This window comes from Edaphobacter bradus (genome assembly GCF_025685645.1).
Lineage (GTDB): Bacteria > Acidobacteriota > Terriglobia > Terriglobales > Acidobacteriaceae > Edaphobacter > Edaphobacter bradus.
This window is the reverse complement of record NZ_JAGSYF010000002.1, coordinates 1063481-1078742: the sequence shown is the minus strand read 5'-3', so window position 1 is coordinate 1078742 and position 15262 is coordinate 1063481. Positions and strand designations below refer to the sequence as shown.

Genomic DNA, 15262 nt, shown 5'->3' with positions numbered 1-15262 from the left:
TTTTGTTTGGGTTGGTTGGCTTTGGGGCTTGACAGGATTCTAGGCCTCCTCTGAAGGCCTGGTCGGGGTTGGCATCGCGGTCGCTACGCCCTGCACGGTCGCAGTTGAAACCGGCGTGATATGCTCAGGCACTCTTTGAATTGGAACTCGACTTGCCGATTTGGCACGCAAGGAGATGCCATTTGTGTCGATGACCAAGCACGTGGTTGCTTCATCCTCCGCCCCTCGTCTGGCGGATGAGGCCGTAGGCCGGTCGGCGGTGCGCAAGGCGAGCTGGCGGCTGCTGCCCCTTATCGCTCTCGGGTACGGCATGGCCTTCATGGACCGCGTCAATATCAGTTTTGCTGCGCTGCAGATGAACCGCGATCTGCACTTCAGCGCAACGGTTTATGGCTTTGGCGCGGGGCTCTTCTTTGTGAGCTATGCCGCGTGCGAGATCCCATCCAACCTGCTGCTGTTGCGCTTCGGCGCGCGGCGCTGGCTGGCTCGAATCATGGTCACCTGGGGAGCGCTGGCTGTCGCAATGATGTTCGTGAGGACGCCGGGCCAGTTCTACGTGGCGCGGTTCTTTCTGGGCATGGCGGAGGCAGGCTTCTTTCCCGGAGTGCTCTACTACCTCATGCAGTGGTTCCCGCCGGATATGCGCGCCCGGGCGGTGAGCCGCTTTTACGTCTCACTTCCGCTGAGTTCGGTGGTGATGGGTCTCCTTGCGGGCGCGCTGCTGAACCTGCAGGGACGCCTCGGTCTGGCAGGCTGGCAGTGGCTCTGCCTGGTCGAAGGCCTGCCTCCGATTGCGCTCGGTATCGTCTTCCTGTTTTGCCTGCCCGATACTCCGGCACACGCCGCATGGCTTGATCCAGAGGAGCAGGAGTGGCTTCTCACGCAAATTCGAGAAGATGCGGCTGCGGGAGCTCACACAGAGGGTGTCGGCCGCGCGCTGCTCGACCGGCGGGTCTGGCAGCTCGGTGTGCTCTGCCTCTGCCTGCGCGGCAGCATCTATGCCTATACTTTCTCAGCGCCCGTCATCCTGAAGAAGCTCACCGGATTCAGCGTTACGAATGTCGGCTTCCTGATCGCCGCCATGAACCTGCTGGGTGGAGCCGGCATGATCCTGAACGCCATCCACTCCGATCGTGCTCGCGAGCGTTATTGGCACGTCATTGTTCCGTTTCTGGTGATCACTGCCGGCTACTTCGTCAGCGGCCTCTCCATGCTGCCGTGGCTCGCGGTTCCGGCGCTGGCAGTTGCAGTCATCAACAACAGTTCGCTGGAGGGTCCGCTGTTGTCGATCCCGGCAATCTTCCTCAAGGGAAGAGGGGCGGCGGCAGGCATCGCAGCGATGAATACGATCGGGATGCTCGGCGGCTTCCTCGGTCCTTACTGGATGGGATTGGCCAGGGACCTCACAGGCGATTATCAGCGCGGTTTGCTGACGCTGACCATCCCGAGCCTCGCTGCCGCCGCAATCATGTTTGCGATGCACCGGAGCTCTCAGAGACAGCGGGACGCGGCAGCAGGCTGAAGTGGGTTCACGATCACGGACGCCCATAGCCGATACCTCATCCGTTGCCAAGTCATTACTCGCATGGATACCGCGCACGTCCGCGCGATCTGTGAGGCTGCCATGCGTGAGTACGGGGTTCCCGAACGCATCCGAACCGACAACGGCGTGCCGTTCTCTGGGACTGGTATCCTCGGTCTCTCGCGTCTTTCGCTGGAATGGCAGCTTGGGGCTCCGCATCACGGCAGTTGCACAACGGAGGTAGTAGCTATGAATGAGCAGTTCTTTCCTCGCATGTTGAGAAGTGCGCGCTGCGGAACCGTCCTTCTCTCACTTGCATCGATTTCACTGCCTTCACAACCTTGCAGGGCTCAGGTCTCAGCCAGCCATCCTGTCAGCGACACTCAGGACGCGATCCCTGAACCTGCGATCCCGGCGATCTTGAAAACTTTTGAGACCTTCGAAGTTGTAGGGATGCCAGCGGCTCATGGACAGAAAGATATCGACGACTTCATCCTGTCCCTCATTCGTGACCCACGCTTTCCGGCATCGGTGAACGACATAGTTGTTGAATGTGGCAATGTGCGGTACCAGCCGGTTCTTGATCGGTACATCGCCGGCGAGGATGTTCCGTTTACCGAAGTCCAGCATGTCTGGCGAGACACGACGGTCCAACAAATGTGTGGAGCATCCGGCTTCTACGAGCAGCTGTTTCCGCTGGTTCGCTCGCTTAATCAACGGCTTCCTGCCAGAAGCCGCCTGAGAGTTGTTGCCGCAGATCCGCCGATCGATTGGGGCAAGATTTATACACACGAAGACCTCACGTCGTTTTTCGGCCGGGATGAAAACCTCGCTTCTGTGCGAGAAGGAAGCATTGCTTCTGTGATGGAAAGAGAGGTGCTTTCTAAGCATCGCAAAGCCCTGATGCTCTTCGGAGTCTTTCATCTGGTGCATGGAGGCGGCCCGGGAGAAGGGGATGCGGTCACGAGGTACGAGCGTCACTACCCCGGCAGGACCTTCGTGATCAGCGATTTTGGATACTACGGCACCGGCAACGAACCGCTTGGAGAAATGAACGCTCCGGGTGGGGTGTGGCCGTCGCTTTTGAGAACAAAGAACAGCAGCCTAGGCACGTTAGGCCTTGACTCATTCCTTCCATCGCCGATTACAACTGACCAGAACTGCAACGCCATCGATGCATTCTCGAGCAAGCCATCCAAGACCGTTGCAGATCAGATAGATGCTTTTCTCTATTTAGGTCCTCAGAAATTACTACTGGCCGAACCCCTTCCAGCGGATATCGCTCTTGATCGGGCCTATAGATCCGAATGGCTGCGCCGAATGAAAGTTGCTGGCCTGCCTGTCCCTTCGACATTAGAAGAGCTCGATGTTCAGATCGTTGCGAGTGCGGCACACCCTGTGTTGACTCCTGCTCCCAGACAACCGGTTTCACAAGAGACGAAGTTGAGGATAAGGCAAGACTGTCTGAGCAGAAAGCATCCTACCGCAAACACAGCGAAGTGAAGGTGAAGAACTCCTCATCGTGAGGTGGTTCTAAACAGCGTTGATTACATGAGCAAATTAATAACGTGAAACGCTCATCTCGTCAGTAATGGAGGGGCCGTGACGGCCCTGCGGTAGACGAGCGTTGGGAGATATTCTTATCTCAGACCGGGCCTGCCCAGCCTTTACCCAGAACCAGAGCCACTTTTCCCGCAAGGGGCTTGGCCGGGGAGCTGGTGCAGAAACAGCATCGCGACGACCCCAACCGCGGGTCCGGCGGCGAGCGGCAGAAAGCTCCAGCGCCAGCCGATGTGCGCTGCGAGTATCGACGTGAAGCGAATCGAGACGAGGGTCAGGGTGAAGCCGAGGCCGAGTTGGAGCGCGAGCGCGGTTCCGACGTAGCTGGGGTCGCTTAGCTCTGTCGCCATGGCAGAGAACTGCGCGGAGTCGCCGATGACGGTGATTCCCCAGAGGACGGCAACCAGCAGAAACAGCCAGAGCGGGCCGTCGAAGACGAGACCGATGACGACGGCGCAGAGGCCGGAGAGCGTCATCATCAGGCCGGCAGCGAAGGTGCGGCTTGTGCGATCGGCCAGCAGCCCGCCGAGAACCGCTCCCACGACACCGGAGGCGACCACAATGAAGGTCACGAGCGATGCGGCTTTTGCGCCAGTCAGGCCGAGATGAGGCCCAGCGGCCCGCGTAAAGGCCAGGAACCAGCCCCACATGGCGTAGAGCTCCCACATGTGGCCGAAGTAGCCGAGATTGGCGAGGGCGAGCGGCCGGTTCCGCAGAACAACCCCCATGTAACGGGGATTGAAGACGGCTTTGCTGAACGGAAACGGGCCCTCCGCCGCAAAGAGAACGATGAGCGCGGCGCCCGCCAGCGTGCATGCGGAAGCTGTGATGACGACGGCCTGCCAATCTACGCGGTCGGTAAGAGAACGAACGAGGTGGGGGAGCGATGATCCCAGGGTCAACGCTGCGATGACGAGGCCGAGCGCGGTGCCTCGGCCGCGCACGAACCAAGTCGATGTGAGCTTGAGAGCCGGTGGGTAAATACCGGCGAGCGCCACGCCGGTGACGAAGCGCGCAGCAAGCAGCCAGCTGGTTGAGGGCACCCAGAGCAGGCACAGATTCGCCGATGCCGCTACGAGGGCGCTCACCGCCATCAGCTTGCGCAGCGGAACCAGGTCGGGAAGGCTCACGAAGCTGGAGAGCAGCGCTCCGGTGACGAAGCCGAGCTGGACTGCGTTGGTGAGCCAGGAGACCTGGGCGGGAGAGAGGCGCCAGAGCTGGATGAGCTCCGGCGTGATGGCTGTCGCGGAGAACCAGGTCGTCATGCAGAGGACGACGCCAGTGCAGATCAACGCGAGCATTCGCCAGCGCGCATGATCGCTAAGTCCTTCTGTGGGCAACGCAGGACTTAGCACGAAGTCAACCTCTTTGCGTGGAATGGCGAATGTGGTCGCGGTGCCTGAGCCACTGTTGGGCCCGGACTGAATCAGTATATTTGGGAGCCCTTGACCCGAGTTGGCTGCCGAGATTGGATGCTCGGACTCTGAAATATGACGAGAGATAGACGCTAAACAGGAGACTCGGAAGTCGGCCAACCACTAAAGACAATCGGTTGTCTTCAGGTCTTCCCTTGTTTTTTGTTCTTGACAAGATTTGAAGCGCGATGGTTCTATGATCGGCGGTCGATATTCGGCCAGAGTTCGAACTAACTGATTTTGCCCAAGGAGACGTTCCATGAACTTTCGGAAGTCCGCAGTCAGTAATGCCCTCTTGCTCTGCGCATTGTGCGCGGCGTTCTGCTCCCCAGCGGCGGTCCAGGCCCAGACATGGGTACATCCCGGCATTGTGGTGAGCCAGCAGCAGCTGGATGCAACCCGTGCTGCATACCAGGCAAATAATTCTGTCATCGTCAGCCAGGTGAACAAGGCGATGAGCAGCAGCTATGGCTCATTGAGCTACACGGTGCAGGGGCCGTGGCCCGGTGGCATCAACCAGTGCGGAGCCTTCTCGCATCCCAATAACGGATGTCAGGAGGCGGACAACGACTCCAACGCGGCTTATGTGCAGGCTCTGCTGTGGTACATCACGGGCAACCAGACCTACGCGAATAACGCGATCAACATCATGAACACCTACGCGAACAACTTCATAGGGTACGCCGGGACCAACGGACTTTCGTGCCCGAGCGGCACGGATTGCTCGAACGGGCCGCTGCAGTCGGGGTGGGACTCGCAGAAGTGGCCGCGCGCGGCGGAGATCATCCGCTGGGGCAAGCCCGGCGGCAATGGCTCCGGATGGTCTTCTTCGAACATCCAGGCCTTTACGAACATGCTGAATAACGTCTACCTGCCTGTGATTCAGAACGGATCGGGCGTGAACGGCAACTGGGACATGTCGATGATCGACGGTATCATGCAGATTGCCGTGTTCACGGAGAACGCATCGCTGCTGGCGACGGCGCGCTCGTTCTGGCAGGGGCGCGTGCCTGACCTCTTCTATCTGCAGTCTGTCGATGGAGGCTTCCATGCACCTTCCCCGCGTGGCAACCCGAGCTGGTATGGGCAGACGGTCTTCGACTCGTCGACCACGAACGTTGCGCAGGAGACCTGCCGCGATCTGACGCATACGGAAGACAGCATCGCCGGAACCATCAACGCTGCGGAGACGGACTGGATCCAGGGCGGCTCACTCTACCAGGACACCGGCAGCGCAGCCCAGCAGCGCATCGTCGGCTCGATAAATGTGATGGCAGGCTTTGAAGGCCAGGGGGGCGGTCAGAACGCGCTCATCACGGCACCCACAAACTACTGCACCAGCTCTGGTGCGACGCACATCGGCCAGATCACGCTCGGCTCTGGCTCGACGTACGCGATCGGCTATAACCACTACCACAACCGCCTGAACGATCCGAACCTGGCGGATGGCTCTGGATCGAGCGGCCTGCATGGCACGGCGAATGTCTATAACTGGATCCAGAACGGGCTGCTGAATCTGTCTCTCACGGGCGATTATGGCAACCATATGACGCTGTTCGAGGCCCTGACGCACTCAACGAATCTGTGCCAGACGGTGGGCAGTTCGTGGAGCAACACTTCGTTTGCGGCGCAGACGGGGACCTTTACGGCGACGTTCAACGCGACTCCCTCGGGGAGCCCGATCAATACCGTTATGGGCCTGAGCAATGGGCCGCAGACCGTCTACACCAGCCTGGCGGCGATCGTGCGGTTCAATCCCTCGGGGTTCATCGACGCGTATAACGGCACGGGGTACAGTGCAGTCTCGACCATTCCTTACTCGGGCGGCACGATGTATACGTTCGAGTTCGACGTGGACGTGGCGGCCCAGACCTACACGGTCTGGGTGACTCCGCGAGGCGGCACGAAGACCCTGGTGGGGTTGAACTTCGTGTTCCGCACCAGCGCGCCGACCTTGAACAACCTGTCGCTGTATGCGGCGGCTGGCACGAACAATGTCTGCGGCTTTACGGCGACTGCGAGCGGCCCCTCGTGCCAGAGCGCGAGCACCACGTGGAACAACACGCCCTTCACGAGTGAGTCGACTACCTTCACGGCGACCTACACGGCGACTCCTTCGGCGAACCTCATCAATACCGTGATGGGCCTAACGGATGGGCCGCAGAGCGCCTACACCAGCCTGGCGGCGATCGCGCGGTTCAATCCCTCGGGGTTCATCGACGCGTATAACAGCACGGGCTACCAGGCGGCCAACAGTATTCCGTACACCGGTGGGACAACCTACGCGTTCGAGTTCATCGTGAACGTGCCGGCCCAGACGTATACGGTGTACGTCACTCCGGCGGGAGGGACGACGACGCTGGTCGGCCAGAACTACGGCTTCCGGCTGAACGCCCCTACCTTGAACAACCAGGCGCTTTATGCCGCGGTGGGTTCCAACAATGTTTGCAGCTTCACCCCAAGCAATTATTGACAGGTAAGCGTTCTACTGGAAACGACGAAACCGGCAACCGGACCAAGTGTCTGGCTGCCGGTTTGTTTTTACCGTTGTCTGGTTCGGTGACAGTCGCGGGCATTCACAAATTGAGGAAAAAGACAGGGGCCATGGATGCGAGCGCTGCTCCGGCCTGCAGTGCGAGTACATACAGCGTCGATCTTGGAGCCCGCGGCAGCCACTTGATGGCGAAGAAGACCAGTATCGGCATCTGTCCCGCCATAAGCAACTGCCAGAGGTGGGCGGCGGTCCCTTCGTCTGGTTCACGAACAAGGCCATGCCCGTAATGGAGGACGTTGTAGATTGCGGCGACAAACACGACTGCCAAGGCTGTAAGGGACATTGCGAGGGGGAGAAAGGCACTCGGGTGTTTCAGGATGGCGCGAAAGGAATTGGGATCCTGGTTCATGCTGCCTCCCTGGGTTTATTTTGTTTGAGATGCGTGGTTTGGGGGGGGCGACAAGGATTTCTGCTGGGTTTTGAAGCTTTTTCTTGATGGAATAGATTTTGTCCGCTTGATCGTTCGATTCCGGTCGCTACGCCTTTCGAGCCTCGCTTAAGCCGTCGACAGGAGGCCAATGGCGGCCTGAACATCTCTTCGGGGATATCTTCGATGCAAAGCCGCCTGGTTCGCCGGATCATTCTGATCGCTGGACTGTTATGCTTCACGGTGGTTGTGGGTACCGCCGGCTTCAAGCTGATAGAAGGCTATACGTGGTTCGACGGCTTCTACATGACCATCACGACGATCACGACGGTCGGCTATCAGGAGCTGTGGCCTCTCAGCCATGCTGGACGGGTCTTTAATTCGTTCCTGATTCTGTTTGGAGTGAGCGCCATGTTCTTAGCGGTGGGCGCCATGACCCAAACTATCATCGAGCTCGAGTTACAGGATCGCTATGGCGAACGCAGGAAAAGACGCATGATCAATCACCTGCACGACCACATTATCGTCTGCGGTTTTGGCCGTGTAGGCCGGAACGCCTGTTATGAACTTCAACGGGCAGACGCTCCCTTCGTGTTGCTTGATCGCAATGAGCAGCGTGTTGCAAAGGCGGTGAACGCTGGAATGCTTGCCATTGTTGCGGATGCGACGCAAGATGACAGCCTTCGCGAAGCAGGCGTGACCAGAGCAAGGGGACTGATTGCCGCTTTGCCCTCCGATGCCGAGAACCTCTTCATCATTCTCTCGGCAAAGACTCTGAATCCGAGGCTGACTGTTGTAACCCGGGTCTCTGAAGAAGAAGCCGGAGAAAAATTGCGCCGCGCAGGAGCCGACACTGTCTTTACTCCCTATGCGATGGCGGGACGCCAACTTGCTGACGCATTGCTGCGACCCCATGTGGTTGAGTTCCTGGACTTCGCCAGAGGCGACATAGGGCCAAAGGTCACGATGGAAGAAGTCTGCGTCGCGTCCAAGGGTGAATTCACAGGTGAATTCACCAGGAAGACTCTGGGGCAGCTGTTGGAGTCGCGGAAATCCGGAGTGATCGTGCTTGCGGTTCGTAAACAAGGGGGCGAAACAATCTTCAATCCCCCCGCTGAACTCGAGATCTCGGCCGGTGATTTCCTGATCGTCATGGGTGAGCGGTCGAGCTTACAAAAGCTTGAACAGATTCTTACCAGCTAGTACTCGGGGGGGTGGTTCGGACATGCGCATTCAAACTTGGCCACTACGCGGAAAAACGGGTAATGTTCAGGTTGGTTTGGCGATGAACTTGTGCTACAGCGTCGCGGCAATCTGTCCGAGATGCCGACTACACGGACAAGTGGCGAAAAGCGCGTTTCCCGAGACTAGAACCTATCTCATAAATTGACGAGCCGGGTTGTCCCGCCTCGGCATAACTTCCGTATTGCCGGTGATACACCCAGGACCCCGAAATGCCAGCTAATTGGTTCTGGTGCTATGGTCTTTGTCGCGGATAATAGGTGCGCCTGGTCGTTCTTTTACGCGGAGGAACTGAGCAAGCATTCATTCGGACAAAGAGACTATATCTGGAATCTGGGATCAGCGTTCTAGGTTGATGTAGCCGCCAGCGGCGGTGAACTATGGCGATACTAGTGTCAAGCCCCGATAGGAAGAACTCATGGTGGCATTCCCTGCCTATCATGCAGGGACTCCTGCCTTTGAATAAGGTTCAACTCGGTTCCGACATCATGGCCGGCATCACGCTCGCTGCGCTGGGCATTCCAGAGGTAATGGGATACACCAAGATCATCGGCACACCTGTGATCACTGGGCTCTACACGATCTTCCTGCCAATGGTGGTGTTTGCGGTCTTCGGGTCTTCGCGGCATCTGGTGGTCAGCGCAGATTCTGCGACGGCGGCGATGGTATTCGCGGCGCTGACCGCTCTTTCCTTTGTTGCCAATACTCCGCGATACATCGAGCTTACCAGTCTCATCGCACTCGTTTCTGGAGCCACACTCCTTCTGGCCAGGATCCTTCGTCTTGGCTTCCTTGCTGACTTCCTCTCTCGAACAGTGCTTGTCGGCTTCCTTACGGGTGTCGGCGTGCAGGTTGCAATTGGTCAGATACACGAGATGCTCGGCATCGAAGCAAACGGCCACGGGTTTCTTCGTCAGACTCTCTTCACCTTGCGGCACCTGAACGAAACCCATCTGCCAAGCGCGCTTATCGCACTGACGGTTGTGGCCGTCATTGTAGGATTTGAGTTCCTCGCTCCACGTTTCCCCGGCGCTCTTATCGCCGTAGTCGGCATGACCGCAGCAAGCGCCATCCGCAATTGGGCCGGCCACGGCGTACGTGTAGTTGGAAACGTCCCGGGCGGCCTTCCCCATCTGAGCGTTCCGCATATTACGCTCTCAGACGTGATGCTGGTTCTGCCGATCTCCTTCTCGTGTTTTATCGTGATCCTCTCTCAAAGTGCCGCCACATCGCGGGCGTACGCTTTGCGCTACCGCGAAAACTTCAGCCAGAATGTCGACTTAGTTGGTTTGTCGCTGGCCAACCTAGTCGCGGGCTGCAGCAGTACGTTTGTCGTGAACGGCAGCCCGACCAAGACAGCAATCGTGGACTCAGGAGGCGGCCGCACTCAGTGGGCTCATCTCACTACCGCTGCCGTTACGCTTCTCGTCCTGCTGTTCTTGACGAAGCCGCTGAGTTATCTTCCCAACTCCGTCCTCGCTGCGATTGTTTTCATGATCGGCGTCAAACTGATCGATCATCGTGGTCTCGCGGAAGTTTGCCGCGTGAGTCCAACAGAATTCCTTCTGGCTTTGATCACAGCGGCAACGGTTGTCTTTTTCGGTGTGGAGCAAGGGATTCTGCTCGCGACGGTAATGTCTTTGCTGATGCATGTGCGCCACGGCTACCGGCCGCATACCGGCGTCGTCGTGCGGGACAGTACCGATCACTGGCGAATTGACGACCCCGTCCCCGGAAGGGAAGCCGAACCCGGTTTGGTTATGTTCTGGTTTGGAGGGGGCCTTTTCTACGCCAATGCAGCATTCTTTGCAGACCAGGCTCGGAGACTTGTGCACGATTCACCGGCGGCCGTGCGATGGTTGGTGGTTGACGCCAGGGCCGTTACAGAGATGGATTTTTCCGCCGGACGCGCCCTTCTTGAACTCTTCGAGGACCTGAAAAAGGCCGGTGTAGCTCTTGCCTTCATTGTCGTCCCCGTGCGACAGCCGCGAGTCCTTGAACGTATGGGGCTGCTGGAACTCATCGGCTCGAACCGAATCTTCGAATCCCGCTACGAGTGTGTTCAGGCGTACTTGTCGGAGACGGCAGCGAAACCACAATCATAGCCCTAGAAAGGGTTTAGTCGGCAATCCGGAAGTAATTCTGCCAAGCTTCGCCGACCAGAGGCATTTATGAGATGGGTTCTAATCAATTCCATTGAACTTCTCGCTTGCCCGCTATTCTTTAGGTGTAAGCTCTGGACATTGCTCGTAGGAGGCTGCATGGCTTCAATCACCGGGATTGGCGGTGCATTTGTCCGAGCGAGGGATCCAGAACAACTCTATGGGTGGTACGAACGGCATCTCGGCTTATCGAGGTCAAAAGGGTTCTTCGCGTTTCCTGCCTCGGCGCAACGTGCTCAGATTGTCTTCGCCTTCTTCAGCCAAGACGATGAGTATTTCCCTGTGGTACAGAAGGCAATGATCAACCTCCAAGTGGATAACCTCGATGGAGTGCTGGACCGTCTGACAAACGAAGGCGTCGCGGTCGATCCCAAACGCGAGAGCTACGATTTCGGCAGATTCGGCTGGTTCACCGACCCGGAAGGAAATCGTGTCGAGCTTTGGCAGCCTGTTGCTGCTGGTTGATGCAGAGACCGACCCCGTTGGTCCTCTAGCGTCTCGAATGTTTCCGATGATGGCGGTTGGCAATTAGAAGCTGATTTCGGAGGGCAGGTCTGCTGCTTTCTATAGCCTTATGCCATTCCTTCGACCAACACGTGCAACAGCAGGCATATCCCTTTCCCTGCGCCTCGCTCGGACAGTTGGCGGCTTGGCTCGATATTCCTACTTATCGTGCAGATGAAGCTAGCGCCCGGGAGTTGGGATGAGGTTCGGGCCAGATCGGTTTTTCGGAACTCTCTACCCAGGGAAGCTGGTGTTGCTCCTTCAGAAGGTGGAATTGAAGCAATGAATAGTAATATAAAGACGCGCGTCGCCCCGCCTGTCGAGTAGAGGATTGCCTATCCGGACGGTCATGCTGGACGCGAGATGGTGCCGAGGCGTCACCATGATCGAATCGTCTGATTTTCGGGTGGCGAGAATACCACTCAGCAACGGAGCCGGCCACATGCCCGCGCTCGGGTTTGGCACCCTGATTCCCGATGCAGCCGCGACGATAAGTGCTACCAGAGACGCGCTGGAAGCCGGATTTCGACACTTCGATTGTGCGGAACGATATCGGAACGAGCGTGAGGTAGGCGAGGCGTTGCAGGCGGGACTTGCCGCTGGAGGGATCGCGCGCGAAGACATCTTTGTTACCACAAAGTTGTGGAACTCCAATCACCGGCCCGAGCGCGTCGAACCGGCTTTCGAAGCGAGTCTGGACAGACTCGGGCTCAAGTATCTGGATCTCTATCTCATTCACACTCCATTTGCGTTTCAACCGGGGGACGAGCAGGATCCGCGGGATCAAAACGGCAATGTCCTTTACGACCGCGGCGTCACTTTGCTCGACACCTGGAGGGCGATGGAAAGTCTCGTAGACCATGGCAGATGCCGGGCCATCGGACTGTCTGACATAACCTTGAACGGACTGGTGCCCATCTACGAATCTGCGAAAATCAAGCCAGCCGTGGTCCAGGTCGAAGCACATCCGTATCTGCCGGAAACGGAGCTTCTGGAATTCTGCAAGGAGAAGGGCATTGTGCTTTTGGCTTTCGCGCCATTGGGTCACGGAATAAGGCCGGGGCCGCTCGAAGATCCAGTCATTTCGGCAATCGCCGCGCGAGTTGGAAAGACGCCAGCGCAGGTGCTGCTGGCCTGGGCGGTGCAGCGCGGCACGGCTTTGCTTACCACGCCTAAGACTGCGGCCCGCGCGCGGGAGAATCTCAACATCTCTGCCCTTCCGGAAGACGCGTTTGACGAAATCAATCGAATTCAGACTAGACAGAGGTTCAATGAAGTAGTGAAGACCGGCAGCCCGGGTTTCATTCCACAAGGTAGTTGAACATGAAACCCAAACAGCACCTGGAGCAGTCCATGCAAGAGGAGCAAATACGTAAAGCCCTGAACGCGCACTGGGACGCGTCGGCAGCCGGAGATGCAAACGCGGAACACGATATTTACGATGACGACGCCATTTGTGACTATCCCCAGTCAGGCGAGCGAATCCTCGGGCGAAGCAATTTGCAGGCCGTGCGGAGTCATCATCCCGGCAAGCCGTCAGGTTTCAACGTCAAGCGAATTCTCGGAAAAGGTGATCTCTGGATCACGGAATACACAATCACCTACCAGGGGCGCCCAGCATACACAGTGAGCATTATGGAGTTCCGCAACGGTAAGGTCGTGCACGAGACACAGTATTTCGCAGATCCCTTCGAGGCGCCGGCCTGGCGGAGTCAATGGGTTCAGCGGATCTCCTGACGCCGCATTGAGGCGAGATTGAACCCCGATCGGTGGCTGAACTTTCCCTACTTTGATGATGGCCCGTCAGAAGTTATGGCGGCAACTCGCAAGATCCATCTCCCGCCCGGGACTATTCAAACGCCCAGCACCCACGTCTCAGAAGCGAGATGTGTCCCTCTCGTCCCGAACTCGCGGCGTTTCCTTGCAGGGCACAAGATTCGTTTATTCCTGACGATCGATGACCAGAACAAGGACATCGATATGCCGTTGGGATTCCGACACGTCAGCATCGGTACGAGTTCTTTTCTTCATCGCGATTACTGCCTCCCCTATTGAGGTGAGCTAACACGGGGCGCTCCGCTAGAGAGTAACCGTGGAGGAGTCAGGATAATCAGAGAGATGCAGAGCAGTGCGATTACGATCAGAGGCAGCAATTCGGAGCGCAACTGTTTCTGTTGGTAAGCTTGGACAGCCATGATGGCGTCGTGAGCGAGAGTTCCCCAACCAGGGAACGCAATTAAACTGCGGTGAGCTTGGGGCATTTTCGCCGCCAGGAGCAGGAACACCCCAAGCACAAAATAAACAGCGAGCATCATCTGATCGCCGTAAGCAGACTGATCATGTCGTGGAATCGATGTGAACAGCGGATAAATGCCCGCAACAAAGAATAAACCACTGAGCACCAGCAGGACCTGCAGCAAGCGTCGTCGCAAAGGCACCTCAAAACGAGGATCTAAAAGAAAAATCGCTGCTTGAAACGGTATTATCCCAAATCAAGCATTTCAACCCCTAATTGACCCTCCGGCCGGAAAACGGTACACTCATTAAGTTTGGCGCTGTAGCCGGTGTGTCTTAAACCTCAGGCTGCAGGACAATTGGTTGGCCGACGGTCCTGAACGAGACGGACCGGGTTGGCCGGGCCGGTTGGCTGATGCAGTGCTCCTGTATGCGCCCCTTGCAGCACAATCCATGAAGAAGGCGGTTGGCGCTTTGTGCGCTACGCTTTAGAGGTTTGGTTATGTACGCAGTTATCCGCACCGGCGGCAAGCAGTACCGGGTCGCCCCTGGCGATACGTTGAAGATCGAGACCACAGCGCACCAGGAAGGCAACGTCGAGTTCTCGGACGTTCTGGCCGTCAGCGGGGCAGAGGGTCAGTTTGAGAGCGACCTGAAGGGCGCCAAGGTGACCGCGACCGTGCTCGGCGAAGGCCGCGGCGACAAGATCCTGGTCTTCAAGCTGAAGCGCAAGAAGCAGTACAAGAAGATGCAGGGCCACCGCCAGGACTACGTCGAGGTCAAGATCAACGAGATCGTGGTGGGCGGCAAGTCGCTCAAGTAAGGCAGCTTTTCGCTGCCAGCCTCTAGCTCTTAGCTAAAGGCTAGATGGGATTGAGAGTTTAGATTTCATGCGCAACGCCTTTGGGCGGCGCGAAAGAGGCAATCGAGATGGCACATAAAAAAGGTTTAGGATCTTCGAAAAACGGCCGCGACTCCAATGCGCAGCGGCTCGGCGTGAAGCGGTTCGGCGGCCAGACGGTCACCGGGGGCTCAATCATCGTTCGTCAGCGTGGGACCCCACTGAAGGCCGGCGCCAATGTGGGCCGGGGCAAGGACGACACCCTGTTCGCCAAGATCGACGGCGTGGTGAAGTTCCAGGATCGCGGACAGCTCGGGCGGTTTGTCTCCATCGAACCTGTCGCGTAAGAGATTCTCCAGCATGAAGAAAAGCCCTGCTTCGGCAGGGCTTTTTGTTCCCTCAAATCTAGGCCGCCCGCGCCGCAGGAGCGAAGCCATCGCAGCCGCTGATCGGCGAAACCTTCAGGTGCAGCCCGGCGTGCTTCGGATGCCCGCACTCATCCAGCATGTTCAGCGGCGCCTCCTTCTTCTTCATGATCGTAATCAGCACGGGAGTCGACGGATGACCTTCACCGAAGTGCGAGCAAAGCCCGCACTGGCCGGAGTGAAGCGATTCCATACCTTTCATAACCGACCTCCTGCATTGCTTGGAGACCGGAACTGCCTTCATCCGTTGCCTCGGGCAATTCGTCACAAACTTTCTTCGGGAGTTTCGCGCCGGAAATACTGCCGATCTGTAAATCCATGGCCGATAAGTAATTAACTGTTCTTCGGCTCACGAGCCCTTAATCACACTATGGAACTCTAACCAGAACAGAGCCGTATCCCACTCTGCACATTTGCGAAGCACTTTCCCGGAGC

The 15262-nt window shown here is 57.7% G+C and carries 14 protein-coding genes; 10 read left to right on the top strand and 4 right to left on the bottom strand.

Going from position 1 to position 15262, the window contains the following annotated elements:
* Window positions 1-190: 190 nt before the first annotated feature.
* Both OHL16_RS10600 and OHL16_RS10595 read left to right on the top strand, forming a co-directional pair.
* The gene (locus OHL16_RS10600) at window positions 191-1522 is read left to right on the top strand and encodes an MFS transporter (protein ID WP_263367448.1); all 1332 of its coding nucleotides are present in this window, start codon (window positions 191-193) and stop codon (window positions 1520-1522) included.
* 249 nt (window positions 1523-1771) lie between these two features.
* On the top strand, window positions 1772-3025 hold the full coding sequence (locus OHL16_RS10595) for a hypothetical protein (RefSeq protein ID WP_263367094.1): 1254 nt from the start codon (window positions 1772-1774) through the stop codon (window positions 3023-3025).
* 164 nt (window positions 3026-3189) lie between these two features.
* On the opposite strand, the gene OHL16_RS10590 is transcribed toward OHL16_RS10595, so the two are convergent.
* The gene (locus OHL16_RS10590; RefSeq protein WP_263367093.1) at window positions 3190-4383 is read right to left on the bottom strand and encodes an MFS transporter; all 1194 of its coding nucleotides are present in this window, start codon (window positions 4381-4383) and stop codon (window positions 3190-3192) included.
* A gap of 373 nt (window positions 4384-4756) precedes the next feature.
* On the opposite strand from OHL16_RS10590, the gene OHL16_RS10585 reads away from it, so the two are divergent.
* Window positions 4757-6970 (top strand): alginate lyase family protein, encoded by a 2214-nt coding sequence (locus OHL16_RS10585; protein WP_263367092.1) that lies wholly within the window; start codon window positions 4757-4759, stop codon window positions 6968-6970.
* A gap of 103 nt (window positions 6971-7073) precedes the next feature.
* Here the strand turns inward: OHL16_RS10585 and OHL16_RS10580 are convergent, their stop codons facing one another.
* Window positions 7074-7400, bottom strand: coding sequence for a hypothetical protein (locus OHL16_RS10580; protein WP_263367091.1), 327 nt, complete (start codon window positions 7398-7400; stop codon window positions 7074-7076).
* Window positions 7401-7604: 204 nt separating this feature from the next.
* Between OHL16_RS10580 and OHL16_RS10575 the strand changes: the two genes are divergently transcribed.
* The 5 genes from OHL16_RS10575 (at window position 7605) to OHL16_RS10555 (ending at window position 13063) form a co-directional block, all read left to right on the top strand.
* Window positions 7605-8621 (top strand): potassium channel family protein, encoded by a 1017-nt coding sequence (locus OHL16_RS10575; RefSeq protein WP_263367090.1) that lies wholly within the window; start codon window positions 7605-7607, stop codon window positions 8619-8621.
* 497 nt (window positions 8622-9118) lie between these two features.
* On the top strand, window positions 9119-10765 hold the full coding sequence (locus OHL16_RS10570; RefSeq protein WP_263367089.1) for a SulP family inorganic anion transporter: 1647 nt from the start codon (window positions 9119-9121) through the stop codon (window positions 10763-10765).
* Window positions 10766-10921: 156 nt separating this feature from the next.
* The gene (locus OHL16_RS10565; RefSeq protein WP_263367088.1) at window positions 10922-11287 is read left to right on the top strand and encodes a VOC family protein; all 366 of its coding nucleotides are present in this window, start codon (window positions 10922-10924) and stop codon (window positions 11285-11287) included.
* Between the two features lie 421 nt (window positions 11288-11708).
* The gene (locus OHL16_RS10560) at window positions 11709-12647 is read left to right on the top strand and encodes an aldo/keto reductase (protein WP_263367087.1); all 939 of its coding nucleotides are present in this window, start codon (window positions 11709-11711) and stop codon (window positions 12645-12647) included.
* Between the two features lie 2 nt (window positions 12648-12649).
* Window positions 12650-13063 carry a nuclear transport factor 2 family protein gene (locus OHL16_RS10555; RefSeq protein WP_263367086.1) on the top strand — a complete coding sequence of 138 codons (414 nt, stop codon included), beginning with the start codon at window positions 12650-12652 and terminating at the stop codon, window positions 13061-13063.
* Window positions 13064-13374: 311 nt separating this feature from the next.
* Here OHL16_RS10555 and OHL16_RS10550 read toward each other — a convergent pair whose 3' ends face one another.
* The gene (locus OHL16_RS10550; protein ID WP_263367084.1) at window positions 13375-13758 is read right to left on the bottom strand and encodes a DUF6632 domain-containing protein; all 384 of its coding nucleotides are present in this window, start codon (window positions 13756-13758) and stop codon (window positions 13375-13377) included.
* 305 nt (window positions 13759-14063) lie between these two features.
* Here OHL16_RS10550 and rplU point away from each other — a divergent pair, with 305 nt between their 5' ends.
* The gene (gene rplU, locus OHL16_RS10545; protein ID WP_263367083.1) at window positions 14064-14384 is read left to right on the top strand and encodes a 50S ribosomal protein L21; all 321 of its coding nucleotides are present in this window, start codon (window positions 14064-14066) and stop codon (window positions 14382-14384) included.
* Between the two features lie 107 nt (window positions 14385-14491).
* A complete protein-coding gene (gene rpmA, locus OHL16_RS10540) occupies window positions 14492-14749 on the top strand; it encodes a 50S ribosomal protein L27 (RefSeq protein WP_263367082.1) in 258 nt (85 codons plus the stop codon).
* Between the two features lie 58 nt (window positions 14750-14807).
* On the opposite strand, the gene OHL16_RS10535 is transcribed toward rpmA, so the two are convergent.
* Window positions 14808-15029, bottom strand: a complete 222-nt coding sequence (locus OHL16_RS10535) for a hypothetical protein (protein ID WP_317891055.1) — start codon at window positions 15027-15029, stop codon at window positions 14808-14810.
* Window positions 15030-15262: the final 233 nt, after the last annotated feature.

Coding starts and splice junctions, on each gene's coding strand:
- OHL16_RS10535 (WP_317891055.1), bottom strand. CDS start 15,029: ATGAAAGGTATGGAATCGCTTCACTCCGGCCAGTGCGGGCTTTGCTCG.
- rpmA (WP_263367082.1), top strand. CDS start 14,492: ATGGCACATAAAAAAGGTTTAGGATCTTCGAAAAACGGCCGCGACTCC.
- OHL16_RS10565 (WP_263367088.1), top strand. CDS start 10,922: ATGGCTTCAATCACCGGGATTGGCGGTGCATTTGTCCGAGCGAGGGAT.
- OHL16_RS10590 (WP_263367093.1), bottom strand. CDS start 4,383: ATGCTCGCGTTGATCTGCACTGGCGTCGTCCTCTGCATGACGACCTGG.
- OHL16_RS10585 (WP_263367092.1), top strand. CDS start 4,757: ATGAACTTTCGGAAGTCCGCAGTCAGTAATGCCCTCTTGCTCTGCGCA.
- OHL16_RS10575 (WP_263367090.1), top strand. CDS start 7,605: ATGCAAAGCCGCCTGGTTCGCCGGATCATTCTGATCGCTGGACTGTTA.
- OHL16_RS10595 (WP_263367094.1), top strand. CDS start 1,772: ATGAATGAGCAGTTCTTTCCTCGCATGTTGAGAAGTGCGCGCTGCGGA.
- OHL16_RS10580 (WP_263367091.1), bottom strand. CDS start 7,400: ATGAACCAGGATCCCAATTCCTTTCGCGCCATCCTGAAACACCCGAGT.
- OHL16_RS10600 (WP_263367448.1), top strand. CDS start 191: ATGACCAAGCACGTGGTTGCTTCATCCTCCGCCCCTCGTCTGGCGGAT.
- OHL16_RS10560 (WP_263367087.1), top strand. CDS start 11,709: ATGATCGAATCGTCTGATTTTCGGGTGGCGAGAATACCACTCAGCAAC.
- rplU (WP_263367083.1), top strand. CDS start 14,064: ATGTACGCAGTTATCCGCACCGGCGGCAAGCAGTACCGGGTCGCCCCT.
- OHL16_RS10555 (WP_263367086.1), top strand. CDS start 12,650: ATGAAACCCAAACAGCACCTGGAGCAGTCCATGCAAGAGGAGCAAATA.